The 23,869-nt window shown below is 69.7% G+C and carries 26 protein-coding genes and 1 pseudogene; 11 read left to right on the forward strand and 16 right to left on the reverse strand.

All coding sequences use genetic code 11. From position 1 onward, the window contains the following. Window positions 1-14: 14 nt before the first annotated feature. Window positions 15-428, reverse strand: a complete 414-nt coding sequence (locus KV203_RS15555; RefSeq protein WP_083530213.1) for a DUF3499 domain-containing protein — start codon at window positions 426-428, stop codon at window positions 15-17. A gap of 81 nt (window positions 429-509) precedes the next feature. Between KV203_RS15555 and KV203_RS15560 the strand changes: the two genes are divergently transcribed. Further along, window positions 510-995: a metallopeptidase family protein gene (locus KV203_RS15560; RefSeq protein ID WP_066473036.1), complete on the forward strand. Its 486-nt coding sequence runs from the start codon at window positions 510-512 to the stop codon at window positions 993-995. A 110-nt stretch (window positions 996-1,105) separates the two neighbouring features. Here KV203_RS15560 and KV203_RS15565 read toward each other — a convergent pair whose 3' ends face one another. Then, entirely contained in the window at window positions 1,106-1,369 is a 264-nt protein-coding gene (locus tag KV203_RS15565; protein ID WP_169797532.1) for a WhiB family transcriptional regulator, read from the reverse strand. Window positions 1,370-1,830: 461 nt separating this feature from the next. Between KV203_RS15565 and cofD the strand changes: the two genes are divergently transcribed. From cofD to KV203_RS15575, 3 genes are read left to right on the forward strand one after another with little or no spacing between them, the layout of a single operon-like run. Next, on the forward strand, window positions 1,831-2,802 hold the full coding sequence (gene cofD, locus KV203_RS19770; protein WP_373279246.1) for a 2-phospho-L-lactate transferase: 972 nt from the start codon (window positions 1,831-1,833) through the stop codon (window positions 2,800-2,802). Beyond that, window positions 2,799-4,175: a coenzyme F420-0:L-glutamate ligase gene (locus KV203_RS15570; RefSeq protein WP_373279244.1), complete on the forward strand. Its 1,377-nt coding sequence runs from the start codon at window positions 2,799-2,801 to the stop codon at window positions 4,173-4,175. The genes cofD and KV203_RS15570 overlap by 4 nt, the downstream gene beginning before the upstream one ends. A gap of 21 nt (window positions 4,176-4,196) precedes the next feature. Continuing rightward, window positions 4,197-4,697, forward strand: a complete 501-nt coding sequence (locus KV203_RS15575; protein WP_066472926.1) for an NUDIX hydrolase — start codon at window positions 4,197-4,199, stop codon at window positions 4,695-4,697. Window positions 4,698-4,717: 20 nt separating this feature from the next. On the opposite strand, the gene manB is transcribed toward KV203_RS15575, so the two are convergent. The 3 genes from manB to rfbD all read right to left on the reverse strand — a co-directional run bounded on the left by manB (window position 4,718) and on the right by rfbD (window position 7,616). Beyond that, window positions 4,718-5,797, reverse strand: a complete 1,080-nt coding sequence (manB, locus tag KV203_RS15580) for a mannose-1-phosphate guanylyltransferase (RefSeq protein WP_066472931.1) — start codon at window positions 5,795-5,797, stop codon at window positions 4,718-4,720. A gap of 60 nt (window positions 5,798-5,857) precedes the next feature. Further along, window positions 5,858-6,661, reverse strand: coding sequence for a glycosyltransferase family 2 protein (locus tag KV203_RS15585; protein ID WP_246600967.1), 804 nt, complete (start codon window positions 6,659-6,661; stop codon window positions 5,858-5,860). Window positions 6,662-6,791: 130 nt separating this feature from the next. Further along, window positions 6,792-7,616 carry a dTDP-4-dehydrorhamnose reductase gene (gene rfbD / locus KV203_RS15590; RefSeq protein ID WP_066472939.1) on the reverse strand — a complete coding sequence of 275 codons (825 nt, stop codon included), beginning with the start codon at window positions 7,614-7,616 and terminating at the stop codon, window positions 6,792-6,794. 157 nt (window positions 7,617-7,773) lie between these two features. On the opposite strand from rfbD, the gene KV203_RS15595 reads away from it, so the two are divergent. Continuing rightward, window positions 7,774-9,258, forward strand: coding sequence for an LCP family protein (locus KV203_RS15595; protein WP_444544594.1), 1,485 nt, complete (start codon window positions 7,774-7,776; stop codon window positions 9,256-9,258). Beyond that, on the forward strand, window positions 9,246-9,953 hold the full coding sequence (locus tag KV203_RS15600) for a TIGR03089 family protein (RefSeq protein WP_066472945.1): 708 nt from the start codon (window positions 9,246-9,248) through the stop codon (window positions 9,951-9,953). The genes KV203_RS15595 and KV203_RS15600 overlap by 13 nt, the downstream gene beginning before the upstream one ends. On the opposite strand, the gene KV203_RS15605 is transcribed toward KV203_RS15600, so the two are convergent. The 5 genes from KV203_RS15605 to KV203_RS15625 all read right to left on the reverse strand — a co-directional run bounded on the left by KV203_RS15605 (window position 9,937) and on the right by KV203_RS15625 (window position 14,133). Then, window positions 9,937-10,296 carry a hypothetical protein gene (locus KV203_RS15605; RefSeq protein ID WP_066473052.1) on the reverse strand — a complete coding sequence of 120 codons (360 nt, stop codon included), beginning with the start codon at window positions 10,294-10,296 and terminating at the stop codon, window positions 9,937-9,939. The genes KV203_RS15600 and KV203_RS15605 overlap by 17 nt on opposite strands. A gap of 93 nt (window positions 10,297-10,389) precedes the next feature. Continuing rightward, the gene (locus KV203_RS15610; RefSeq protein ID WP_066472949.1) at window positions 10,390-11,550 is read right to left on the reverse strand and encodes an acyl-CoA dehydrogenase; all 1,161 of its coding nucleotides are present in this window, start codon (window positions 11,548-11,550) and stop codon (window positions 10,390-10,392) included. 156 nt (window positions 11,551-11,706) lie between these two features. After that, window positions 11,707-12,366 carry a TetR/AcrR family transcriptional regulator gene (locus KV203_RS15615; RefSeq protein ID WP_066472956.1) on the reverse strand — a complete coding sequence of 220 codons (660 nt, stop codon included), beginning with the start codon at window positions 12,364-12,366 and terminating at the stop codon, window positions 11,707-11,709. Further along, complete coding sequence (gene purE, locus KV203_RS15620; RefSeq protein ID WP_066472958.1) at window positions 12,366-12,878, reverse strand: 5-(carboxyamino)imidazole ribonucleotide mutase; 513 nt, start codon at window positions 12,876-12,878, stop codon at window positions 12,366-12,368. The genes KV203_RS15615 and purE overlap by 1 nt, the downstream gene beginning before the upstream one ends. Then, on the reverse strand, window positions 12,871-14,133 hold the full coding sequence (locus tag KV203_RS15625) for a 5-(carboxyamino)imidazole ribonucleotide synthase (RefSeq protein WP_083530215.1): 1,263 nt from the start codon (window positions 14,131-14,133) through the stop codon (window positions 12,871-12,873). Before KV203_RS15625 ends, purE begins: the two co-directional genes overlap by 8 nt. Window positions 14,134-14,214: 81 nt before the next feature. Here KV203_RS15625 and KV203_RS15630 point away from each other — a divergent pair. Beyond that, a pseudogene (locus KV203_RS15630) lies at window positions 14,215-14,745 on the forward strand (GtrA family protein); the annotation flags it as partial. A gap of 52 nt (window positions 14,746-14,797) precedes the next feature. On the opposite strand, the gene KV203_RS15635 reads toward KV203_RS15630, so the two are convergent. The 5 genes from KV203_RS15635 to KV203_RS15655 are packed head-to-tail and all read right to left on the reverse strand — an operon-like array spanning window position 14,798 to window position 19,200. Continuing rightward, window positions 14,798-16,093 (reverse strand): sensor histidine kinase, encoded by a 1,296-nt coding sequence (locus KV203_RS15635; RefSeq protein ID WP_066472963.1) that lies wholly within the window; start codon window positions 16,091-16,093, stop codon window positions 14,798-14,800. A gap of 29 nt (window positions 16,094-16,122) precedes the next feature. Next, entirely contained in the window at window positions 16,123-16,803 is a 681-nt protein-coding gene (locus KV203_RS15640) for a response regulator transcription factor (protein ID WP_066472965.1), read from the reverse strand. Between the two features lie 47 nt (window positions 16,804-16,850). Beyond that, window positions 16,851-17,354: a PH domain-containing protein gene (locus KV203_RS15645; protein ID WP_066472967.1), complete on the reverse strand. Its 504-nt coding sequence runs from the start codon at window positions 17,352-17,354 to the stop codon at window positions 16,851-16,853. A 29-nt stretch (window positions 17,355-17,383) separates the two neighbouring features. Further along, window positions 17,384-18,187 (reverse strand): biotin--[acetyl-CoA-carboxylase] ligase, encoded by an 804-nt coding sequence (locus KV203_RS15650; RefSeq protein WP_066472971.1) that lies wholly within the window; start codon window positions 18,185-18,187, stop codon window positions 17,384-17,386. A 41-nt stretch (window positions 18,188-18,228) separates the two neighbouring features. Then, window positions 18,229-19,200: a GAF domain-containing protein gene (locus KV203_RS15655; RefSeq protein WP_157079892.1), complete on the reverse strand. Its 972-nt coding sequence runs from the start codon at window positions 19,198-19,200 to the stop codon at window positions 18,229-18,231. Window positions 19,201-19,320: 120 nt separating this feature from the next. On the opposite strand from KV203_RS15655, the gene KV203_RS15660 reads away from it, so the two are divergent. The 3 genes from KV203_RS15660 to KV203_RS15670 all read left to right on the forward strand — a co-directional run bounded on the left by KV203_RS15660 (window position 19,321) and on the right by KV203_RS15670 (window position 21,969). After that, window positions 19,321-20,952, forward strand: coding sequence for an acyl-CoA carboxylase subunit beta (locus KV203_RS15660; protein ID WP_066472975.1), 1,632 nt, complete (start codon window positions 19,321-19,323; stop codon window positions 20,950-20,952). A 91-nt stretch (window positions 20,953-21,043) separates the two neighbouring features. Next, entirely contained in the window at window positions 21,044-21,310 is a 267-nt protein-coding gene (locus KV203_RS15665) for an acyl-CoA carboxylase epsilon subunit (RefSeq protein WP_066472976.1), read from the forward strand. Continuing rightward, the gene (locus KV203_RS15670; RefSeq protein ID WP_066472979.1) at window positions 21,307-21,969 is read left to right on the forward strand and encodes a Maf family protein; all 663 of its coding nucleotides are present in this window, start codon (window positions 21,307-21,309) and stop codon (window positions 21,967-21,969) included. Before KV203_RS15665 ends, KV203_RS15670 begins: the two co-directional genes overlap by 4 nt. On the opposite strand, the gene KV203_RS15675 is transcribed toward KV203_RS15670, so the two are convergent. Further along, complete coding sequence (locus KV203_RS15675) at window positions 21,944-22,714, reverse strand: helix-turn-helix transcriptional regulator (protein ID WP_066472981.1); 771 nt, start codon at window positions 22,712-22,714, stop codon at window positions 21,944-21,946. The two genes, KV203_RS15670 and KV203_RS15675, sit on opposite strands and share 26 nt — an antisense overlap. A gap of 164 nt (window positions 22,715-22,878) precedes the next feature. Between KV203_RS15675 and KV203_RS15680 the strand changes: the two genes are divergently transcribed. Beyond that, window positions 22,879-23,796, forward strand: coding sequence for a sulfurtransferase (locus tag KV203_RS15680; protein WP_066472983.1), 918 nt, complete (start codon window positions 22,879-22,881; stop codon window positions 23,794-23,796). Window positions 23,797-23,869 lie beyond the last annotated feature (73 nt).

The raw sequence follows: 23,869 nt of genomic DNA on the forward strand, positions 1-23,869 counted from the left end.
TATCGGTCGAGTGGTCAGGTCGGCGGATCGGGGAGCACCCGCAGATGGCCGCGACGGCCGGTGCGGGCCGGGCGCGGCGGCGGGGCCGGGGGCGGGGTCACCGGGGTGAACTCGGTGCGACCGGCCGGCGAGTCCGGGACCGTCGGCAGCGTGCGCGGCGCGCCGGCCTCCCGGACCGCTTCGGCCAGCGCCGTCAGGTCGTCTTCGTCCGGCGCTATCGCACCGAAAGCACCCTCGTGGCGGACCATGTCCCAGCCCTTCGGCGCGGTGATCCGCGATCCGTGTGCCGCGCAGAGATCCCAGGAGTGCGGCTCGTCGACGGTCGCCAGCGGTCCGACAACCGCGGTCGAATCGGAGTACACATAGGTCAATGTCGCGACAGCGGGATTCGGGCAGCCCGGCCGGCAGCATCGACGCAACGCTCTCACATCCAGCAGGGTAGCCAGGGGTGTCCCGGCACCGGCGGTGACACACCGGACATCGACGACACACCGGATACTGTCGTGACCATGGCATCCAGACGACGGCAGTCTCCGCAGTATCCGCGCCGGCTCGCCCGGCACGGTCGCGAGCTGCGCGGTCCGGTGCTACCGGAATCGGTGCCGGCCTGGCGCACCCGGCCGGAGAAGTTCGACCTGTTGGTGTTGGAAGCGTTCGCACCGCTGGACCGCCGGTGGCGCGAGCGGCTGACCAAACTGGATATCGCGGTGGACGAGGTGCCGGCGATCCGCGCAGCACATCCGGACTCGGTCACCTGGCCCGACGACGTCGTGGCCGACGGCGCGGTGCCGCTCTCGCGATTGGTGCCGGCCGGGATGGATCGGCGCGGCGACGCCACCCGCGCCCGGATCGTGTTGTTCCGGCGCCCGCTGGAGATGCGCGCACCACACCCCGACGATCTGGTCGATCTGTTGCACGAGGTGCTCGTCCAGCAGATCGCCACCTACCTCGGCGTGGAGCCGGGGGTCATCGAACCCCGACCGGAGCTGGACTGACCCGCTCGACCGGGACCTGTCCGGCATTTACTTATACTTACTGCCCCCGAACAGCAAAAAACCGGCGGCGCAAGGCGCCGCCGGCAATCAGCCGACTCCGCGTTTCACGATCAGCCGATTCCGCGTTTCAGCCGCCGCCGCTCCCGCTCGGACAGCCCACCCCAGATGCCGAACCGTTCGTCGTTGGCCAGGGCGTACTCCAGACATTCGTCGCGCACCTGACAACCCATGCAGATCCGTTTCGCCTCCCGAGTGGACCCGCCTTTCTCCGGGAAGAAGGCCTCGGGATCGGTCTGCGCGCACAACGCGCGCTCCTGCCACTGCTCCTCGGCGTCTTCGAAGACTTCTTCGAATCCGTCGTCCACCAAGCTCAACCGCGGGCGATCGACTTCGGTGGCCGCAGACTCCTCGCGGGCCTCCGGTGTCTCGTCGATCCCAGCGGGGAGATCGAACTCCGTCAGCTCACCGCTCATGCTTCCCCCTCCTCACTGCTCGTCGGTCGCCCGGAGCCGCTGCACGGCCGGGCGGTTAGCTCGCTGTTTCCCTACTCGCGCCCGCGTAGCCCACCCCGCTAGCGAACACCCGTTCGATAATGCGTTCCGCGCCAGCCATTCTCGCCGCCCGCCCGGTGAATGACATGGCTGTGATTAGACACGCCGGTTCACCCGGTGGTCAAGCTGCAGGCGAAATTCCATTACTATTCAATGTCTTTGAGATCAGACACGGCGAGTCGCTCCGGGCAAATTTCTAGCACATGAACCAGCGCCCCGTCGGGCGGCGCGCCCGCCTAGGCTGTGCACTCGTGAGCCCGAACTCCGTGAGTCCGAACCCCGCGGTGCCGCGAGCGGTGACCGTGCTGGTCGGCGGCGTCGGCGGAGCCCGCTTTCTGCAGGGGGTCCGCGAGTTGTTGCCGGACGCCGCGGTGACCGCGGTGGTGAACGTCGGCGACGACGTCTGGCTGCACGGGCTGCGGATCTGTCCCGACCTCGACACCTGCATGTACACCCTCGGCGGGGGCATCGATCCGGAGCGCGGCTGGGGCCGAACCGGCGAGACCTGGCACGCGAAGGAGGAGCTCGCCGCCTACCAGGCCGTGCCGGACTGGTTCGGACTCGGCGATCGAGACCTGGCAACGCACCTGATCCGTAGTCAGATGATCCGAGCGGGTTACCCGCTGTCGGCGGTCACCGCCGCGCTGTGCGCCCGCTGGCAGCCCGGCGTCGAGCTGCTCCCGGCCAGCGACGACCGCTGCGAGACACATGTGGTCGTAACCGACGAGACCCGCCGGGCGATCCACTTCCAGGAATGGTGGGTCCGTTACCGCGCCGACATCCCGACCGAAAGCTTCGCCCACGTCGGCGCCGAACAAGCCAGCCCGGGCCCCGGCGTGCTGGAAGCGCTGGCCGGTGCCGACGTCGTTCTGCTCGCCCCGTCGAATCCGGTGGTCAGCATCGGTGCGATCCTGGCGATCCCGGGAATCCGCGGCGCACTGCGCACGACCGCCGCCAAGGTGATCGGAGTCTCCCCGGTGATCGATGGAAAGCCGTTGCGCGGCATGGCCGACGAGTGTCTGCAGGTGATCGGGGTACCGACCACGGCGGAGGCGATCGGGCGGTACTACGGCGCCCGCAGCAGTACCGGCATCCTGGACGGCTGGCTGGTCCACAGCTCCGACGCGGCGACGGTGCCGGGCGCGGCGGTACGCAGCGTGCCGCTGCTGATGACCGACCCGGCCGCGACCGCGGCGATGGTGCGCGCAGCGCTGACGCTGGCCACCGAGCTGTCGGTCGCCGGGAGCCCGCGGTGACCGGCCCGCATCTGCCGGGGGTGATCACCGCCGAACATGATCACGCCGCGGCGGGCACGGTGCAGATCCGCGCGGTCGCCGGACTGCCCGAGTTCCGCCCCGGCGACGACCTGGTCGGCGAGCTGATCCGCTGTGCGCCGTGGCTGGCCGACGGCGACGTCGTGGTGATCACCAGCAAGATCGTGTCCAAGGTGGAGGGTCGGATCGTCGCGGCACCGGTCGATCCGGAAGAGCGGGACACGCTGCGGCGCAGCCTGGTCGAACGGGAGGCGGTGCGGGTGCTGGCCCAGCGCGGCCGGACCCTGATCACGGAGAACCGGCTCGGCATCGTGCAGGCCGCGTCCGGCGTGGACGGGTCGAACGTACCGACCACCGAGTTGGCCCTGCTGCCGACCGACCCGGATCGCAGCGCCCGGGAGATCCGCACCGCCCTGCGCGAGCGGGCCGGGGTCGAGGTGGCCGTACTGATCACCGACACGATGGGTCGGGCCTGGCGGATCGGCCAGACCGACACGGCGATCGGCGCGGCCGGCGTCCCGGTACTGCATTCCTATCTCGGCCGGGTGGACCGGCAGGGCAACGATCTGGTGGCGACCGAGGTCGCGGTGGCCGACGAGATCGCCGCCGCGGCGGACCTGGTCAAGGGCAAACTGGGCGGGCTGCCGGTGGCGGTGCTGCGCGGGCTCCGGCTCGACGACGACGGCACCGGCGCAGCCGACCTGGTCCGGCCCACCCCGACCGACCTGTTCTCGCTGGGCACCGCGGAGGCGCTGGCCCAGGGCCGGGCCGAAGCATTGTTGTTGCGCCGCTCGGTCCGTCGGTTCACCACCGAACCGGTCGATCCGGACCTTGTTCGGGCTGCCGTGGCCGACGCCCTGACCGCGCCGGCACCGCATCACACCCGGCCGGCCCGGTTCGTCTGGTTGCGGTCGAACCTGGTGCGGCAACGGCTCCTGACGGCGATGCGGGACCGCTGGCGCGCCGATCTGCGCGGCGACGGCTGGTCCGACGAGCGGATCGCACGCCGACTCGGCCGGGGCGACATTCTCTTCGACGCGCCCGAGGTGATCGTGCCGTGCTGCGTGTCCGACGGTGCGCACGGCTATCCCGATCAGCGCCGCCGGGACGCGGAGGCCACCATGTTCACCGTGGCGGTCGGCGCAGCGGTCCAGGGTCTGCTGGTCTCGCTGGCGGTACGCGGGCTGGGCAGTTGCTGGGTCGGGTCGACGATCTTCGCTCCGGACGCGGTCCGCGAGGAACTCGATCTGCCCGCCGATTGGCGCCCGCTCGGCGCGGTCGCGGTCGGCTATCCGGAGCAGCCGGGACCGCCCCGCGAACCGGCCGAGCCCGGCGACAGCTTGCTCGAACTGTAGGTCGGAAGGGCGGATTCGGGGGTGAGCACCGCATCGCTGCATGCCTCGGCAGTCGAACTACTGCATGCCTGGCAGCCGACCGGAACTGCGGCGGAGTCGCTGCGGTACACGATGCTGGCGTTTCTCGACGCCGCACCCCGTGCCTGCCTGCGCGAACACGTCCCGGGCCACATCACCGCGTCGACCTTCCTGTTGTCCGACGACGGCGAGCGGGTGCTGCTCACGCTGCATCCCCGGATCGGTCGCTGGGTGCAGCTGGGCGGACACTGCGAAGAGTCCGACTCGACGGTGGTCGATGCCGCGCTACGCGAAGCGGTCGAAGAATCCGGCATCCCCGGGGTGCGGATCGAGCCGCAGTTGTACGCGGTGCATGTGCATCCGATCACCTGTTCGCTGGGCGTACCGACCCGGCATCTCGATCTGCAGTTCCTGGCCTATGCCCCGGCCGGTGCGGTACCGGTCCGCAGCGACGAATCCGACGATCTGCGCTGGTTCCCGGTGGACCGGATGCACACCGTGTGAGGAGCAGTCCACCGACCGGGCTACACGTCGGTGGAAAAGCGGATACCGCCGTCGTCGATCTTGACACCGGGCCAGATCCGCGCCCCACGCAGCAATTCGCACCGCGCACCGATGTCGGCGCCGTCGCCGATCACCGCGTCCCGAATCAGCGCGCGCGGCCCGATCCGGGTGCCCTGCCCGATGATCGATCGCTCGATCTTGGCCCCGGCCTCGACCCGGGCGCCCTCGAAGAGCACCGCACCGTCCAACCGAGCGCCCGCACCGACCTCGGCGCCGCGCCCGATCACCGTGCCACCGATCAACAACGCCCCGGGCGCGACCCCGGCTCCGGAGTACACGAGCGACTCACCGCGCTGGCCCGGCAACGCCGGCGACGGCGCGATCCCACGCACCAGATCGGCCGAACCGCGGACGAAGTCCTCCGGGGTGCCCATGTCGCGCCAGTAGGAGGCATCGACATGCCCGAACACCCGGGCGCCGGCGGTCAGCAACGCCGGGAACACCTCACGCTCGACCGAGACCACCCGGCCGGCCGGGATCTCCTCGATGATCTTCCGGTTGAACACGTAGCAGCCGGCGTTGATCTGGTCGGTGGGTGGGTCGGGGGCCTTCTCCAGGAACGCGGTGACCCGGCCGTCGAGATCGGTCGGCACGCAGCCGTATGCCCGCGGGTCGTCCACCTGCACCAGGTGCAGGGTCACGTCGGCTTCCTTGGCCACGTGCGTCTCCAACACCGCACCGAGATCGGTGGCGCACAGCACGTCGCCGTTGAACACCATGACGGTGTCCGAGCGGAGCTTCGACAGCACGTTGCGGATGCCTCCGCCGGTGCCGAGCGGCTCCGCCTCGGTCACGTATTCGATCTCCAGCCCGAGATCGGCTCCGGTGCCGAAATAGTCGGCGAAGACTTCGGACTTGAACGACGTGCCGAGCACCACATGCCCGATCCCGGCCGCGGCGATGCGGGCCAGCAGGTGGGTCAGAAACGGCAGCCCCGCGGTCGGCAACATCGGTTTCGGTGCCGACAAGGTCAACGGCCGCAATCGCGTGCCCTGCCCACCGACGAGGACGACGGCGTCGATGTCCGCGTTGTCCGGCATAGGTAACGCCTTTCCGCGACCCGCACCCCGTCGGACCGCTGCTTGTGAGATCGCTTTACGTCAGCTGTCTCGGGACTTCAGCGCAGATCGAACCGCGAGCCGCGAACGCACCGCAAGCCCGGCGCGCAGGGCAACTCGCAAGGGCGCCTGCCAGACCCGCGGATGCCGGTCCGCCTGGAACCGGTAGGCACTGTCGTGGTGCGCGGGCAACATCAGTTCGGGATGCCGACCGGCCGAGTGCCCCTTGGCATGCACCACCTCGGCAGTCGGCACGTACACGTTCTGCCAGCCGGCCGCACTCAACCGGTCGCCCAGGTCGACGTCCTCCATGTACATGAAGTAGCGCGCGTCGAAGCCGTCCACGGAATCGAATGCGCTGCGGCGCAGCAACAGACACGAACCCGAAAGCCAGCCCACCGGCCGCTCCACCACCGCCTCGTTCTCCTGCCGGTACCGACGCGTCCACGGGTTGCCCGGCCACACCCGCCCGAGCGTCGCGTGCCCGAACCCACCGACCAGGCCCGGTACCTCGCGCGCCGACGGATAGCGCGTGCCGTCCGGCTCCCGGATCATCGGACCGAGTGAGCCGGCCTGCGGCCACCGTTCGGCCGCATCCAGCAACAGATCGATCGATTTCGGGCCCCACTGCACGTCCGGATTGGCGACCACGACGAACTCGACCGCCGGATCGATCGTGGCGACCGCCCGGTTCACCGCACCGCCGTAACCGATGTTGGCGCCGGTACGCAACAGCCGCACCGCCGGATCGGCGGCCGCGACCTCCTCCGGCACACCGTCGACCGATCCGTTGTCGGCGAGGATCACCGGCGGCCGCCGGTCGGTGGCCAGGTCCAAGGTCGCCATGAACCGGCGCAGATGCTCGCCCGGCGAATAGGTCACCGTCACCACGGTGAGCCGCACCGGTTCGGGATCCGGTTGCGGTTGCGTGGAGGGACCCGATCGCGCAGTCACGCCGGTCAGGGTATCCACCCGGTCAGACCAGTGCCGTTTCCAGGGCGTCGCGCCACGGCCGCGGCGCGCGCAACCCGGCGGCCAGCCAAGCCCGTCCGGACAATACCGAGTACGCGGGTCGCCTTGCAGGACGGGGAAATTGGGCACTGGTGCAGGGACGGATCCGGTCCGGGTCCGCACCGATTCCGGCGAACACGGCGCGGGCCAGCTCGTACCAACTCGCCTGACCGGCGTTGGTAAAGTGCAGCATCGGCGGTGGATCGGGCAGGGCCGCCAGCTCGGCCAGGCCGGCGGCGAGATCGGCGGCCAGGGTCGGCGAGCCGATCTGATCGTCGACCACGTCGAGGGTCTCCCGCTGCGCCTCCAACCGCCGCATGGTCGCGACGAAGTCGGCGCCCGCGCCGGAATACACCCACGCGGTCCGCACCACCGTCGCACTCGGCAGTACCTCGGCGACGGCCTGTTCGCCGGCCAGCTTCGATCGGCCGTACACGGTGCGCGGCGCGGTGGGCGCGGTGACCTCGTACGGTTCGGTCCCGGTGCCGGCGAAGACGTAGTCGGTGGAGACGTGGATCAGCCGCGCACCGACCTCGGCACATGCCTCGGCGAGGCGGCGGGGACCGTCCGCATTCACCCGGAACGCGGCCGCGCGGTCGGTCTCGGCCTGATCGACCGCGGTGTAGGCGGCGCAGTTGAGCACGAGGTCACCGGGACCGACCGCCGCGCCGACCGCGGCCGGATCGGTGATGTCGAGCTCGGTCGAGGTGAATCCGATCGAATCGGGTATCCGAGCGACGAGACGGCTGCCGAGCTGACCACCGGCGCCGGTGACGAGGATGCGAGCCATGCGGTGAGTCTGGCATGCCGCAGGGTCCCGGGTTACCTCGCTTGCGCCGTGGCTGCCAGTAGCCTGGAGCGGATCGGCGAATCTCGCCGACCGCGACGATGTCGTCGGAAAGCTCCACGTAGAACGGGCAGTTGATCGAGCGAAGAAAGGTGTGACAGTGGCGCGACCCCGACCTCGGCGACGAACTCGACACAACAGCTCGGTTCCGTTCTTCGGGCGTGTCGTGGCTGCCACCTTGTCCGCCCTGGTCCTGCTCGGCACCGGCTTCGCCTGGTACAGCGTCGACGCGTTGACGACCGGCCTGGAGCGACTCGACGGGCTCGGCCTCGGCGGGGGACAGGACGGCGCGGTCGACATCCTGCTGGTCGGCACGGACAGCCGGACCGACGCGCACGGCAATCCGCTGTCCGACGACGAACTGGCCGCGCTGCGCGTCGGTCCCGACGTGACCACCAACACCGACACGATCGTCCTGGTCCGGGTGCCGAACGACGGCTCGTCGGCGACCGCGATCTCGATCCCCCGTGACTCCTACGTCGACGTGCCCGGTATCGGCAAATCGAAGATCAATGCCGCCTACGGCGCCACCATGGCCGAAACCCGCCAGCGGTTGATCGACGCCGGCGACACCGACGAGACCGAGATCGCCAGGGCCACCGAACAAGCCGGCCGGCAAGCGCTGATCAAGACGGTGGCACAACTCACCGGGATCACCGTGGACCATTACGCGGAGGTCGGACTACTCGGCTTCGCGTTGCTCACCGACACGGTCGGCGGCGTGGACGTCTGCCTGAACGAGCCGGTCGACGAATGGATGTCGGGCGCAAACTTTCCCGCCGGGGAGCAGCGGCTCGACGGTGCGCAGGCGCTCAGCTTCGTCCGGCAACGGCACGACCTGCCGCGCGGCGACATCGACCGGATCGTCCGGCAACAGGTGTTCATGGCGTCGCTGGTACACCAGGTCCTCTCGGCGAAGACGCTGACCAACCCGGCCAAGCTGCAGTCGCTCTCGGACGCGGTGACCCGGTCGGTGGTACTCGACGCCAATTGGGACGTCGTGAAATTCGTCGAGCAGTTGAGTGACCTCGCGGGCGGTGCGGTGAAATTCGAGACGATCCCGGTCGCCGATCTGAACGGCACCACCGACTACGGTGAGTCGGTGGTGTTGGTCGACCCGTCCGCTGTCCGCGCCTACATCGGCAGCGTCGTCTCCGGAACGGCGGCGGCGCGCAGCACCCCGGACAAGTCGTCGATGAAGGTGGACGTGTCGAACGGCGCCGGCGTGGAGGGACTGGCCGGGCGGGTGTCGACCGCGTTGATCGACGCCGGGTTCGGCCGGGGCGCGGTGAGCAACTACGGCGGCACCTCGACCGAAACCAAGCTCTACGCCCGCGACACCGACAACGACCTGGTGCAGGCGGTCGCGAAGACACTCGGCGGACCGGATCGGGTGACCGACGAGTCGCTGCCCGACGACCGGGTGCGGGTCGTGCTCGGGCCCGACTACGCCGGACCGGGATCGGATCAGTACACCGACCCGGATCAGGACACCGACGGCGCCTCGGCCGGTACCAGTGCGACGCCGATCCCCCCGGCACCGCCGATCGACGCCGGCCGGAACGGACCGAAATGCGTGAACTGACCCTGACCGGCGAACTGCTCGATCCCATCCTCGCGCGCAACCCGGCCGGCCCCCGGGTGACCTGGTACGACGACGGCACCGGCGCCCGGATCGAACTGTCGGCCGTGACTCTGGCGAACTGGGCGGCGAAGACCGCCAACCTGATCCGGGACGAGTTCGGCCTGGCGCCGGGCGCCCGGCTGGCCGTCCTGCTCCCCGCGCACTGGCAGACCACGGCGGTACTGCTCGGCGCGTGGTGGGCGGGCGCCGAGGTGACCCTGGAACCCGACCCGGACGTCGAGGCGGCGTTCGTCGCCGCCGACCGCCTGCCGGAGGTGGCCGATACCCCCGAAGTCGCCGTCCTGTCGCTGGACGCCCTGGGCGGATCGGTCCGCGACCTGCCGGCGGGCGTCACCGACTTCGCCACCGCGGTGCGGGTACACGGCGACCGGTTCACCCCGAGCGGCGCGGGTGCCGCGCTGGCCGGCGCGGCGGTCGGCACCGTCCTCGACCGGGCTCGTGCCACGGCCGCGGCGCTCGGGATCGGTCCGGACGATCGGGTGTTGTCCACCGCCGAATGGGATTCGGCGGCCGCGCTGATCGACGGGTTCGTCGCCGTGCTGGCCGCCGGGGCGTCCCTGGTTCAGGTGAGCAATCCCGATCCGGCCGCGCAGCAGCGCCGGATCGGGAGCGAACGCATCACGTTGTGCCGCTGACCGCCGAGTCGGGGCCGGGCCGCTCGACGGAGTACCCGCCGTCGGCCAGCCCGGCCGCGATCTCGAATCGATTGCCCGCGCCCGGATGCCGCGATTCCTCCAGGAGGTATCGCGGGATGAACGTCAGGCCGTACCGCGCCCACTGATCGGCATGGACCGACTCGTGCCGCAGCGTCCGGAACCAGGTCAGGTTCCGGGTGAGATACGCACCTCCGACCGTGGTACCGCCCCGGGCGAATCCGCCCCGCATGCCGGCGCAGACGTAGATGTCGAAGTGCTCGTGGAACCGAATCTCGGCTCGCCACAACCGGGCCCAGCCGAGCGCGAGCACGGTGACCAGCATCGACTGCCAGCTTCCGCGCCCGGCTCGGTACAGCCGCTTCACCACTTCACTGCTCCACCAGCCTGAACCCGCCCGGCGATCACCCTCGGCGAACTACACCTTGAGCAATGCCCGCGACATCACCACACGCTGAATCTGGTTGGTGCCCTCGTAGATCTGAGTGATCTTGGCGTCGCGCATCATCCGCTCGACCGGGAAATCGGTGGTGTAGCCGGCGCCACCGAACAGTTGGACGGCATCGGTGGTGACCTCCATCGCCACGTCCGACGCGAAACACTTCGCGGCGGCCGAGATGAAGCCCAGGTTCGCCTCACCCCGCTCGGCCCGCGCCGCCGAGGTGTACACCATCAGTCGAGCGGCCTCGATCTTCATCGCCATGTCGGCGAGCATGAACTGCACGCCCTGGTTGTCGGCAACCGGCCGGCCGAACTGCTTGCGATCCTTGGTATATGCCACCGCTGCGTCCAGCGCGCCCTGCGCGAGTCCGACCGCCTGCGCACCGATCGTCGGCCGGGTGTGGTCGAGCGTGCGCAGCGCGGTCTTGAATCCCGTGCCCGGCTCGCCGATGATCCGGTCGCCCGGTACCCGGCAGTTCTCGAACGCGAGTTCCGCGGTGGGCGAGCCCTTGATGCCGAGCTTGTGCTCGTAGCCGGTCACCGAGAAGCCCTCGTCGTCGGCCCGCACCATGAACGCGGAGATGCCGTTGGCGCCCCGCTCCGGGTCGGTCACCGCCATCACGGTGTACCACTCGGAGTGGCCGCCGTTGGTGATCCAGCACTTGCTGCCGTTGATGATCCAATCGTCGCCGTCCCGCCGGGCCCGGGTGCGCATGCTCGCCGCGTCCGAGCCGGCCTCCCGCTCGGACAGCGCGTACGAGGCCATCCGGCCGGCAACGATGTCCGGCAGCACCTGCTGCTTGAGCTCGTCCGAGCCGGCCAGGATCAAGCCCATCGTGCCCAGCTTGTTCACCGCCGGAATCAGCGACGACGAGCCGCAGACCCGCGCCACCTCCTCGATCACGATGCAGGTCGCGACCGAATCGGCGCCCTGGCCGCCGTACTCGTCCGGCACGTGCACCGCGTTGAATCCGGAGGCGTTCAGCACGGCAAGCGCTTCCTCGGGGAATCGCGGCTTCTCGTCGACCTCCTTCGCGTACGGGGCGATCTCCTTCTCCGCCAACGCCCGGATCGCCGAGCGAAGTTCGTCGTGGATCTCGCCGAGCGAGAACAGGTCGAAGTCGGGATTACCAGCCATGTCCGTTCATCTCCTCACCAAGAAAATAGATGGCACTCGGTGTCGCGAACTTCCCGGAGCCGGGGTACAGCTCGGTCGAAACTATCGGCCTGAGGCCCATTTACTAGGACGTGCACTGACACTCGGTGTCAGCCTAGCAGGTCCCGCATTCGCTGGTCAGAGACCGTCACCGAGTCTATTTTGCAAAGTCCGGACCAGCTCACCCACCCGCGTTCCGCGGGGGAAAACAGCCACGACGACCTCGTCGGACGGGTGAGTTCCGGTCCGCTCGTCGCGAATCGCCACCAGTGCGGTCCATACCTGCTCGGCATCGCTGGGGTAGCCCCGCAGCATCCGGCCGAGCAGATAGTTGTGCGTGGTCACGACCGCTGCCGCGAACCGTACCCGGTCCAGTCCGGGAGTCTCCGGCAGCCGGGACCGAAGATACTCGACGAACAGCCGCTCGTACCGGCGGACCATCACGATCTCGCGTTCGCGCAGCACCGGCACGGTCCGCACCACCTGATAGCGCTGCCGGGCCCGCTCCGCCTCGGCCGTGTAACCGCGGTACACCAGCATCGCCGCAGCACAGATCGCCAACCACGGGTCGGCGTGCTCGTCGTCGTGCAGGTAGTCCCGGGTCCGGCCGAGCAGGATCTCCAGATCGGCGAAGACCACATCGTCTTTGGACCGGAACTGGCGGAACAGGGTGCGCCGCGAGATGCCCGCAGCCGCGGCGATCGCATCCACGGAGGTCGATTCGTAGCCCTGCTCGGCGAACAGCTGCAAAGCTGCGTCGACCACGTTCAACCGGTAGTCGGTGTCGTCGGTGGGCATCACCCCACGGTATCGCCCGACAATCGGCGCCGAAGCGCGTCCTCCTTGGCCAGGACCAGCGACTGCAGCCCGGTCTGGAACCGCACCATCCGCTCCTGCAACTCCGGGTCCGCCGACCCGAGAATGCGGGCGGCGAGCAGGCCGGCATTGCGGGCGCCGCCGATCGACACCGTGGCAACCGGTACCCCGGCCGGCATCTGCACGATCGACAACAGCGAGTCCATCCCGTCCAGGTACTTCAGCGGCACCGGCACGCCGATCACCGGCAACGGGGTGATCGCCGCGACCATGCCGGGCAGATGGGCTGCTCCCCCGGCGCCGGCGATGATCACTTTCAGCCCCCGCCCGGCCGCGCCCGCGGCGTAGTCGAGCATGCGCTGTGGCGTGCGGTGCGCCGAGACCACCCCGACCTCGAACCGGATCTCGAACTCGGCCAGCGCCTCCGCGGCCGCCGACATCGTCGGCCAGTCCGAGTCGCTCCCCATGATCAGCCCGACCGACGGATCAGCCATGACCGTTTCCCCCGTCCCATCCGTCGAGCCATCGGGCGTGCGCCATCCAGTGCGCCGCGCGCTCGGCGCGCTCCCGCACGTCGGCGACGTCGTCGCCGAGCACGTTCACGTGTCCGATCTTGCGGGACGGGCGCTCGGCCTTCCCGTAGAGATGCACCTTGGCCTCCGGCATCCGCGCGAACAGGTGGTGCAGCCGTTCGTCCAGCGACATCGCCGGCGCCTGCGGGGCGCCGAGAATATTCGCCATCACGGTGACCGGCGCGAGCGGGGTGGTGTCGCCCAGCGGATAGTCCAGAACCGCCCGCAGATGCTGTTCGAACTGGCCGGTGACCGCGCCGTCCATGCCCCAGTGCCCGGAGTTGTGCGGACGCATCGCCAACTCGTTGACCAGCAACCCGCCGGGGGCGTCCGGATCCGGGGCGACCTCGAACAACTCGACCGCAAGCACCCCGACCACCCCGAGCTCGGCCGCCAACCGCAACGCCAACTCCTCGGCCGCCGTGGCGAGCTCCTCGGTCAGGCCCGGCGCCGGGGCGATCACCACCGCGCACTGCCCGGCCCGCTGCACCGACTCGACCACCGGCCAGGCCGCGCCCTGGCCGTACGGCGACCGGGCCACCACGGCCGCCAGCTCCCGCCGAAACGGCACCTTGGCCTCGGCCAGCAGCGTCGTCCCCGCGGCGAACAGCGGTTCGGCCACCGTCAGCGCAGTGTCGAGGTCGTCGGCCGACCACACCCCGCGCCCGTCGTAGCCGCCCCGGATCATCTTGAGCACCAGCGGCGCACCGAACGCCCGCACCTCCGCCGCGGTGCGCACCGCCGCGAACCGGGGCACCGGCACGCCCAGCTCGGCGAGCCGTAACCGCATGGCGAGCTTGTCCTGTGCGAGTACCAGGGCGTGTGGCGGCGGCGCCACATTGACGCCCTCGGCGACGAGCACCTCGAGGTGTTCGGTCGGGACGTGCTCGTGGTCGAAGGTGAGCGCGCCGGCGCCGACCGCAGCCGTGCGCAGCGCATCGAGGTCGGTGTGGGAACCGAGCACCACGTCCGGGCTCACCTGGGCGGCCGGATCGTCCGGATGTTGCGCCAACACCCGCAACCGCTGTCCGAGGGCGATCGCCGCCTGATGTGTCATCCGGGCCAGCTGACCGCCGCCGACCATCGTCACGGTCGGCAGGGCGACCGGGGAATGCGCGCCCGGCCGGCCGGTGGCCGACGCGCTCGAAGGCGGAGAGGCAGCCGTCACGGGTGTCATCGTGTCATGGCCCGCCGCCCCCGCGTTCGGCGGACACAGCCGGGAACGCCGCCGGGTCCGGAAGACGTAGACTCGGGGCTTGTGCCATTCCTCGACGACGTGGTGGGTCTGATCCCGCAGCCGTTCCGCGGTATCGCCATCCGAAATCGCGAGCTGATCAAGTTCGCCATCGTCGGCGGAACCACGTTCGTGATCGACTCGGTGATCTTCTACGCGCTGAAGCTGAGTGTGCTGGAGAGCAAACCGGTCACCGCCAAGATCATATCTGGTGTGGTGGCGGTGATCGCGTCCTACATCCTGAATCGGGAGTGGTCGTTCCGGACTCGCGGCGGCCGGGATCGCTCGCACGAGGCCCTGCTCTTCTTCGCGGTCAGCGCAGTGGGCGTGGTGCTCAGCTTCATCCCGCTCTACATCTCCAGCTATGCCTTCGACCTGCGGGTGCCGAACGTCAGCCTGACGACCGAGAACATCGCGGACTTCATCAGCGCATACGTGATCGGAAACCTGCTGCAGATGACCTTCCGATTCTGGGCGATGCGGCGCTGGGTTTTCCCGGAGGAGTTCGCCCGCCAACCGGACCGATTCTCCGAGTACGCCGACGCGGATCACCCGATCCGGCACGGTTGACCCGCGGTCCCGACCGACCGGCCGGTCGCGGCAACCGCTATCGCGGTTCCTCGGCCGGCGCCCGGACGAACTCCGGCACGGTGCGCAGAAACAACGTGAACACCGCCGGCCGGCGACGCTGCAGTTCCAGCCGGCCGCCGTCGGCCTCGACCAGGGCCCGGGCGAGCGCCAGCCCGACCCCGGTGGAGCCGGCCGCCGAGAAGCCCCGATCGAACACGTGGGGGGCGAGCTCGTCGCTGATTCCCCCGCCTTCGTCGCGCACCTCCACACAGACCGTGCCCCGCTCGCCGCGGATCGGGCGCACGGTCACCGTGCAGGCACCGTCGCCGTGCCCGAGCGCGTTGTCGATCAGCACCGACACCGCCTCACGCAACCGGGTACCGGTGACCGGAGCACGCAGTTCCGGATCGCCGGCCAGCCGCAACGCCCGGCCCGCGTCGGCGAACGCCGGTTCCCATTCCCCGACCACCCCGGTCAGTTCCGCCAGCACCGCCACCGGAGTCCGGGCCGCCGCCCCGTCGGTCCGGGATGCCCGGACCAGGTCGTCGATCGCTGTGGTCAGCCGATCCACCTGGGCCATGGCCTGCTCGGCCTCGCCGACCACGGCCGGGTCGGGGTGCACCGACAGCTCGTCCAGGTGCAACCGCACCGCGGTCAGTCGGCTCCGCAGCTGATGCGATACGTCGGCCGCCAACGAGTGCTCGCGCTGCAACCGGCCGGCGATCTCCACCGTGGCCGAATCCAGCACATCGGATACCCGGTCGAGCTCGGCGATTCCGTGCCGCCGCGGGTCCGGCCGGAAATCGCCCAGCGCGAGCCGCGCGGCGCGGGCAGCCACATCACGTAGCGGGTCGGCGAGCCGGCGGGCGGTGAGCACGCCGACGCCGGCACCGGCCGCGATCGAACCCAGCACAACCAGCCCGACCGCACCGACGGCCTGGCGCTGCAGCCGCCGCATATCGGCCGACGACACCTCGATCCGCAGCGACCCCGACGTTCCCATGGACAGCGACTCGGCGAGCGACGGACCGATCGGCGGGGCACCGATATCGAGCCGGGACGCGTTGTCCAGCGGCGTCGGGTACACCACGGTGAGCCGACCGCCGTCCGGGATCAGCGGTTGGATCGCCCGGACGTCGAGCGGCCCCTCGACGATGCCGCGCTGTCCCTCTTGCGCTACCACCTCGACCGCGATCCGATTCAGCCGATCCTGCAGACCGTTACGGGTGATGTCCTCGACCCACAACCAGGCGGTGTAGGTGAGCGGCAGGCCGAGGACCAGCGCGGTCAGCACCACCACGGCGAGGATGGCCAGCAGAATCCGGCGACGCACCGCTCGGTCCGCCGATCAGTCGGTGTTCATCAGTCGGTGTTCAACCGGAACCCGACGCCTCGGATGGTCGCGATCCGCCGCTCCGCAACCGGCCCCTCGTCGCCGATCTTGCGGCGCAGCCAGGACATGTGCATGTCGAGCGTCTTCGAACCACGCAGCTCGGCGTCCCCCCATACTTCGCGCAGGATGGTCTCCCGTGGCACCACCTGCCCGGCCCGATCGATGAGCACCTTGAGCAGCTCGTACTCCTTGTTGGCCAGACCGATCTCGGTACCGTTCAGCAACACGCGACGCGCCGCGGGCTCCAGCCGGATACCGCGTACCTCGACCACGCCGTCCTCGCCGGTGGCACTGCGACGCAGCAATGCCCGGACCCGCGCCATCAGCTCGGCCAGCCGGAACGGCTTACCCACGTAGTCGTCCGCCCCGGCGTCCAGGCCGACCACGAAATCCACCTCGTCGGTGCGCGCGGTGAGCATCAACACCGCGAGGTCGGAACCGGCCGCCCGAACCTGCCGACACACCTCGAGCCCGTCCATTCCGGGCAGACCCAGATCCAGGATGAGCAGATCGTGCTCGCCGGCCAACGCCTGCTCCAGCACCACCGGGCCGGACCGCTCCACGGTGACCGCGTAGCCTTCCCGGCCGAGCGCCCGGGACAGCGGTGCCGCGATCGCCTCGTCGTCCTCGGCGAGCAGTACCACCGTCATCCTGGCGAACCCGTCATGCCGACCAGCCTACGTCGGGTCACCGCTGATCACCCGCGTTCTCGGGCCGACTCCACCTCCTGATACAGCAGCGCGTGCACCTTCTCCACCTGGGGAATGTCGGCGAACTCCAGCAGATCTTCCGATGCCGACCCGACGATCAGCGTGCCGGTACCGAAGATCCGGTCGATCGGGCCGTTGCGAAACTGCACGTTGGAGATCCGGCTCAGCGGAATGTCGATACCGGTGTGGGTGATCAAACCACGCCGGCTCAGCACGCGCCGATCGGTCACGATGAAGTGGCTGGTGCGCCAGTACAGCAGTGGTAGCAAGCATTGGAAGATCAGCACCAGCAGCCAGAGCGCGGCGATCGCCACCAGCACCGCCGTCCGGGTGTTGCCCTCCAGCCGGGCCTGCGCCACCCCGGCACCGAACCCGGCGAGCGCGCCGGCCAGCACGAAGGCGAACGCCGGCGCGATCAGCATCTTCCAGTGCGGGTGCCGGTAGAGCAACAGCTGCTCGTTGTCGGCGAGCACTTCGTCCGGATACCCCATGATCCGACCGTACCTTGCGGACTCGGGCGCTACTGCGCCCGCAGATGAGTGACGTCCGCGGCCGAGACCGCGGTGCCGTCGATCAACAGCCGCCCGTTCCGGTCGACGTCGTCGGCGATTCCGGTGATGGTCGTGCCGCCGGGTAGTTCCGCCCGGACCGGGGTGCCGAGCGTCACGCAGCGCTCCCGATACGCTGCGGCCGGATCGGCCACGGCCCAGCCGTCCCGTTGCCAGTCCGTGATCCGATCGGCCAGCTCGGCCAACACCGCCTGGGCGACGACATTGCGGTCGGTGGTCCGTGCGCCGGCCAACGCCAGCGACGTCGCGTGCGGCACCGGCAGCTCGTCGGAGGTCAGGTCGACGTTGATGCCGACCCCGACCACGACCACCGGAACCGGTCCGGTCGCGCCGACCTCGGCGAGAATTCCGGCGACCTTACGTTCGCCGATCAACACGTCGTTCGGCCATTTCAGCCCGGCCGGCACCCCCGCCACCCGGCGCAACGCATCGACCACCGCGACCCCGGTGAGCAGCGGCAACCAGCCCAACCGGGCCGGTTCGGCGCCGGGCAGCCGAAGCAGCACCGACAGCGCCACCTGCGACCGTGGTGGCGCCTGCCAGCTTCGGGAATGCCGGCCCCGGCCGTGATCCTGACAGTCCGCGATCAGCACGGTGCGATCGGCGGCCGGATCGCCGGCGCGGGCGAGCAGGTCGGCGTTGGTCGAACCGGTCCGGGCGGTCACTTCGACGGCGGAATAGAAGTCGGCCGCGCGATCGAGACCCGCGCGCAGCACATCCGCAACCAACGGTCGACGATCGGGGAGGGTGGTCATCGGCCAACGATAGCGACGCCGTGCGGGCGATCCACGCGGCGTCAGGGCGTCCGCTGCCGGACCTGGATGAGCCCGTGCCGGATCCGACCGTGGGCCAGGCCGAAGATATCGGTATCGGTATCGATCCAGTCGCCGTCCGGGAACCGCAACGACACCGTACAGGCGGTGTGCTCGGCCCCGGCCCCGATCTGCGCGATGGCCAGGTCGTAGGGTGCGCGGTCGCGGAACTCCGGCAGGTGCTGTTGCCAGCCGTCCAGCGGCGGTAACGGCGGGGTGATCCAGTCGTAGACCACACCGTTGGGCACGAATACCCAGCCGCTGCCGCGGTCGAGCTGACCGGCGAGTAGCCGAGCTGCCGCCGGCATCGGCATCGGGTCGGCCGGGGTTACGTCGGTGACGTCGTGGAACAGTCCGCGCACGAGCGGCTCGGGACCCTCGATCCGGCGGACCGCGGTGTGCGCTTCGCGCCGGTCGCCGTCCTCGCCGACGACGGTCACCATGCCTTGCCAGCGAGTCGCCGCGCCGGCGAGCACCGCGAGGTAACCGTCGATGTCGTCGATCCGCTCGATGTGGTGGAAGTTCTCGGTGGCCATCTGAATCCGCCGAGTCGGGTCGGCGGCCGTACCGTGGAACCATTCCTCGACGTTCGGGCCCAGAATCGCGAAGCTCCGATCGCAGTCCCAGGCCCAGCCGGCGACATGTCGCGGCGCCGGCACGGGCACGCCGGTCGGACCGGTCCACACCTGCACGGCATGCACCACCCCGTGCGCTCCCACGACCGGACGGCCGATGATCGTCAGCTCTGCGGCGCCACGCCGAGCCGGAACCGTCCGGTGTACCGCGGTGCGACTCACGCAGCACCGCCCGACGACGGCCTGAATCGCCGCGCCGACCATCGTGCCGGGCCGGGCGCGCAGCGGGCTCGACCAGTCCTTACGCCGGGCTCCGTCGGCGACGACACTTGCCCGCGCAGCGCCGTCCAGGGTCTCTACGACCAGCCACCCCTCGCTCATCACGATCCCCGTTCCGCGCTTATCATGCGCGTCTGTCACGCCCTCCCCCCGGTCGACTCTACGTTCCGGGTGATTCCCTCCGCCCGCGGCGGTCGCCCAGGTGGCCGCTAAGCTCCGAGAATGACCACCGTCGAATCCGGGCCCGACACCACGACGCCGGACATCCACACCACGGCGGGCAAGCTTGCCGAGCTCACCCGCCGGCTCGACGAAGCCCGCCACCCGATGGGCGAGAAGTCGGTCGACAAGGTGCACGCCAAGGGCAAGCTGACCGCGCGCGAGCGCATTCTCGCGCTGCTCGACGAAGGTTCGTTCGTGGAGCTGGACGCCCTGGCCCGGCATCGGAGCGTCAATTTCGGGCTCGCCGACAACCGCCCGCTGGGCGACGGCGTGGTGGCCGGTTACGGGACGGTCGACGGCCGCGACGTGTGCGTGTTCAGCCAGGACTCGACGGTGTTCGGCGGCAGCCTCGGCGAGGTCTACGGCGAGAAGATCGTCAAGGTGATGGAGCTGGCGGTGAAAACCGGCCGGCCGCTGATCGGGATCAACGACGGAGCCGGCGCGCGCATCCAGGAGGGTGTGGTCTCCCTCGGCCTGTACGGCGAGATCTTCCAGCGCAACATCCAGGCATCCGGGGTCATCCCGCAGATCTCGGTGGTTCTGGGCGCGGCGGCCGGCGGGCACGTCTACTCGCCCGCCCTGACCGACTTCGTGATCATGGTCGACCAGACCAGCCAGATGTTCATCACCGGGCCCGACGTGATCAAGACGGTGACCGGTGAAGACGTTACGATGGAGGATCTGGGCGGCGCGCACACGCACATGGTCCGCTCCGGGGTCGCGCACTACGTCGCGTCGGGCGAACAGGATGCCCTCGACTATGTCCGAGACCTGCTGAGTTATCTCCCCAGCAACAACCGGGCGGAGCCGCCCCGGACCGAACCCAGCGACCCGATCGCCGGCTCGATCGAGGACTCGCTGACCGACGAGGACCGCGAGCTGGACACGATCGTCCCGGACTCGCCGAATCAGCCGTACGACATGCACGAAGTGATCCGACGGCTGCTCGACGACGACGAGTTCCTGGAGGTGCAGGCCGAGCGGGCGATGAACATCATCGTCGGGTTCGGCCGGATCGACGGCCGGTCGGTCGGCATCGTGGCGAACCAGCCCACCCGGTTCGCCGGCTGTCTGGACATCGATGCCTCGGAGAAGGCTGCCCGCTTCGTCCGGACCTGCGACGCGTTCAACGTACCGATCATCACCCTGGTCGACGTTCCCGGATTCCTGCCCGGCACCAGCCAGGAATACAACGGCATCATCCGGCGCGGCGCGAAGCTGCTCTACGCGTACGGCGAGGCCACGGTCGGCAAGATCACCGTGATCACCCGAAAGGCCTACGGCGGCGCCTACGACGTGATGGGCTCCAAGCACCTCGGCGCCGATGTGAACCTGGCGTGGCCGACCGCGCAGATAGCGGTGATGGGCGCCTCCGGTGCCGTCGGCTTCGTCTATCGCAAGCAACTGGCCGAGGCCACGCAACGCGGTGACGATGTCGAAGCGCTGCGCCGAGAATTTCAGAACGAGTACGAGGACACCCTGGTCAACCCGTACATCGCCGCCGAGCGCGGGTACGTGGACGCCGTCATTCCGCCCTCGCACACCCGCGGTCAGATCGTCACGGCGCTGCGCCTGCTGGAACGCAAGATGGTTTCGATGCCGCCGAAGAAGCACGGCAACATTCCGCTCTGAGCGCGAGTCCAGCCGGACCCGAACCCCGCTCGGCCCCATGGCCGTACCGATGTCTGCCGCCCCGATCCCGCGAGGGAGGAACCGACCAGTCGTGAGCACACCCGAATCCGGCCGCGACGCCGAGCAACCGGTCGTCGCCGTACTTCGTGGCAACCCCACCGACGGCGAGATCGCCGCGATCGTCGTCGCCTTGCAGGCGGCTGCCGCGAGCGCGGCTCCGGCGCCCCCCGACCGGCGACCGCCGGAACTTTGGGGCCCGCCGACCGCGTTGCATCGCGGAGCACAACCGTTCGCCCCGAACTCCTACTCGGCGTTCTCCTCACTGTCGTTCGTCGCGTCGGGTTTCGGGGGCGGATGACCCGGCTGATCCTGGCGTCTGCGTCGCCGGCCCGGCTGGCGGTCTTGCAGGCCGCGGGGGTGCAGCCGGTGGTTCGGGTTTCCCGGGTGGACGAGGATGCGGTGGCAGCTGCCCTGCCGCCGGACAGCCCGCCGGACACCGTCGTGGTGGAGCTGGCCCGAGCGAAGGCGGCCGCCGTTGCCGCGGAGCTGACCGCCGGCAGTACCGGAGTGTGCTGGCTGGACAGCGCCGAGGCATTCGACGGCGTGGTGGTCGGGTGCGACTCGATGCTCTGGATCGCCGGTCGGCTGCAGGGAAAACCGCACACGGTCGCCGTGGCCCGGGAACGCTGGCAGCAGCAGGCAGGCCGAAGCGGGGAGTTGCTCACCGGACATTGCGTGCTGCGGATGCGCGATGCCCGGGTGGTCGCCGCCGCGTTCGGCTGTAGCCGTACGACGGTGCATTTCGGCCGACCGGATCCGGCCGAGTTGGAAAGTTACCTGGCCAGCGGGGAGCCGTTGAGCGTGGCCGGCGCATTCACCCTGGACGGACTGGGCGGCTGGTTCGTCGACGGCATCGACGGCGACCCGTCCAGCGTGATCGGGATCGGGCTACCGCTCCTGCGGCGATTGCTGCGCGAGGTCGGGACCGACCTCACCCAGCTGTGGCCGGATCGGTGAAACTCCGTTCTGCCGACACCAGATCTGCGTCGTCTCGACCGATGCTCACGTCCCGCACGACCGATCCGCGGCCGATCGACGGATCCACCCGAGCCTGCCGTGCCACGCCGATCCGGATCGCACAAGCGTCCGGTTCCCAGAAGGGTTGCAGGTCGACCGTCAATCCGGTCCGACCCGCCGCATGCTGTTCGATCAGCCCGCGCAGCATGCCCAGATGAACCCCGCACACCACTTCGGAATGGGTGCGCGCCAGGTCGCGTAACGGGCACGCGGTCAGCCGGACACACGCCTGATCGGAGATCTCGTCGGACTCGCGCTCGGGCACCTCTCGCTCCGGCCCGAAACCCAGCTCGGACATGATCGCAAGCACCGCCTCCCGCGCTTCGACCACCGTCCGCGGTGGCGGTTCGCCGGCGGCCAGCCGAGCCCCCCACGCCCGGCCGGCGTCCACCGCGGCGTCGTGCGAGTACCGCGGGTCATGACCCAACTGGTCGGCCAGGACGTGCGCCAGCTCCTGATAGCCGACCGAACGTTGCACCGCGCAGTAGCCGATTCGCGGCCGCCCGCGACCTCGTGGCGGCTGCTGGACCTGCCGGACCAGCGACTCGCGGGTGAGCACATCGAGATGGAAGCGCACCGTGGTGACGTGCTGGCCGGTCATCCGCGCCAACTCCTGGGCATCGAGCGGTTCGCTGGCGCCGCGCAGAATTGCGAGCAGCCGGCGCCGCGGCCACGAATCGGGCACCCAACCACCCCCTCCGCTCGTCCGCCGGTTTCCCGAACGGCCATTCATCTTATCTTTGCGCGGATAGCCCGTCGTTTCCACCCGCATCCCGAAGCATCGGGAAAATGTATGGACTACCGAGTACATTTCACCTCGGTCAGCGTGGGAATACCAGAGGAGGACCCGTGTCAGTCGATCCGGACCCGGATCGCCGGTTCGCCGATTACGCCGCACCCGACCGACTGGTCTCCACCGGGTGGCTGTCCGCCCACCTCGGTCACCCGGATGTTCGAATCGTGGAATCGGACGAGGATGCGCTGCTCTACGGCGTGGGCCACATCCCCGGCGCTGTCAAGATCGATTGGCTGTCGGACCTGAACGACCCGGTGACCCGCGACTACCTCGACGGCGAGCGGTTCGCCCAGCTGATGCGCCGCAAGGGTATCGACCGCGAGCACACCGTGGTGCTGTACGGCGACAAGAACAACTGGTGGGCCGCGTACGCACTGTGGGTATTCACCCTGTTCGGCCACGCCGACGTGCGACTGCTCGACGGCGGCCGCGACGCGTGGTTCACCGAGAACCGCGACGTGAGTTTCGACGTTCCCGAACCCGCGCCCACCGACTACCCGGTGGTCCAGCGGGACGACACCACGGTGCGGATATTCCGCGACGACGTGGCGGCCCAGCTCGGCCGCGATGCGCTGGTGGATGTCCGATCCGGGCCGGAATACACCGGCGAGCGCACCCACCTGCCGGACCATCCCATGGAGAGCGCCCTGCGCGGCGGACACATCCCCACCGCGGAGCACATCCCCTGGGCCCGGGCGATCGGCATCGACGGCCGGTTTCGGCCGGCGGCACAGCTGCGCGAGACCTACGGTCACCTCGCCGGTTCGCCGATCGTCACCTACTGCCGGATCGGCGAGCGGTCCAGCCACACCTGGTTCGTCCTGACCCACCTGCTCGGCTATCCCGGCGTGCGGAACTACGACGGCTCCTGGACCGAGTGGGGCAATGCCGTCCGGATGCCGATCGCCCGCGGCGAACAGCCCGGCTCCGCGCCCCGGCCCGCCGTCGAATCGGCCCGCCGAGTCACCTGATTCGACCGCCGCTGCCGCAACCGCCGGCCGAGATCGCCCGCTTGCTCGACGTCGCTCGGGACCGGCCGGACCA

It is taken from the genome of Skermania piniformis (genome assembly GCF_019285775.1).
Classification (GTDB): Bacteria; Actinomycetota; Actinomycetes; order Mycobacteriales; family Mycobacteriaceae; genus Skermania; species Skermania pinensis.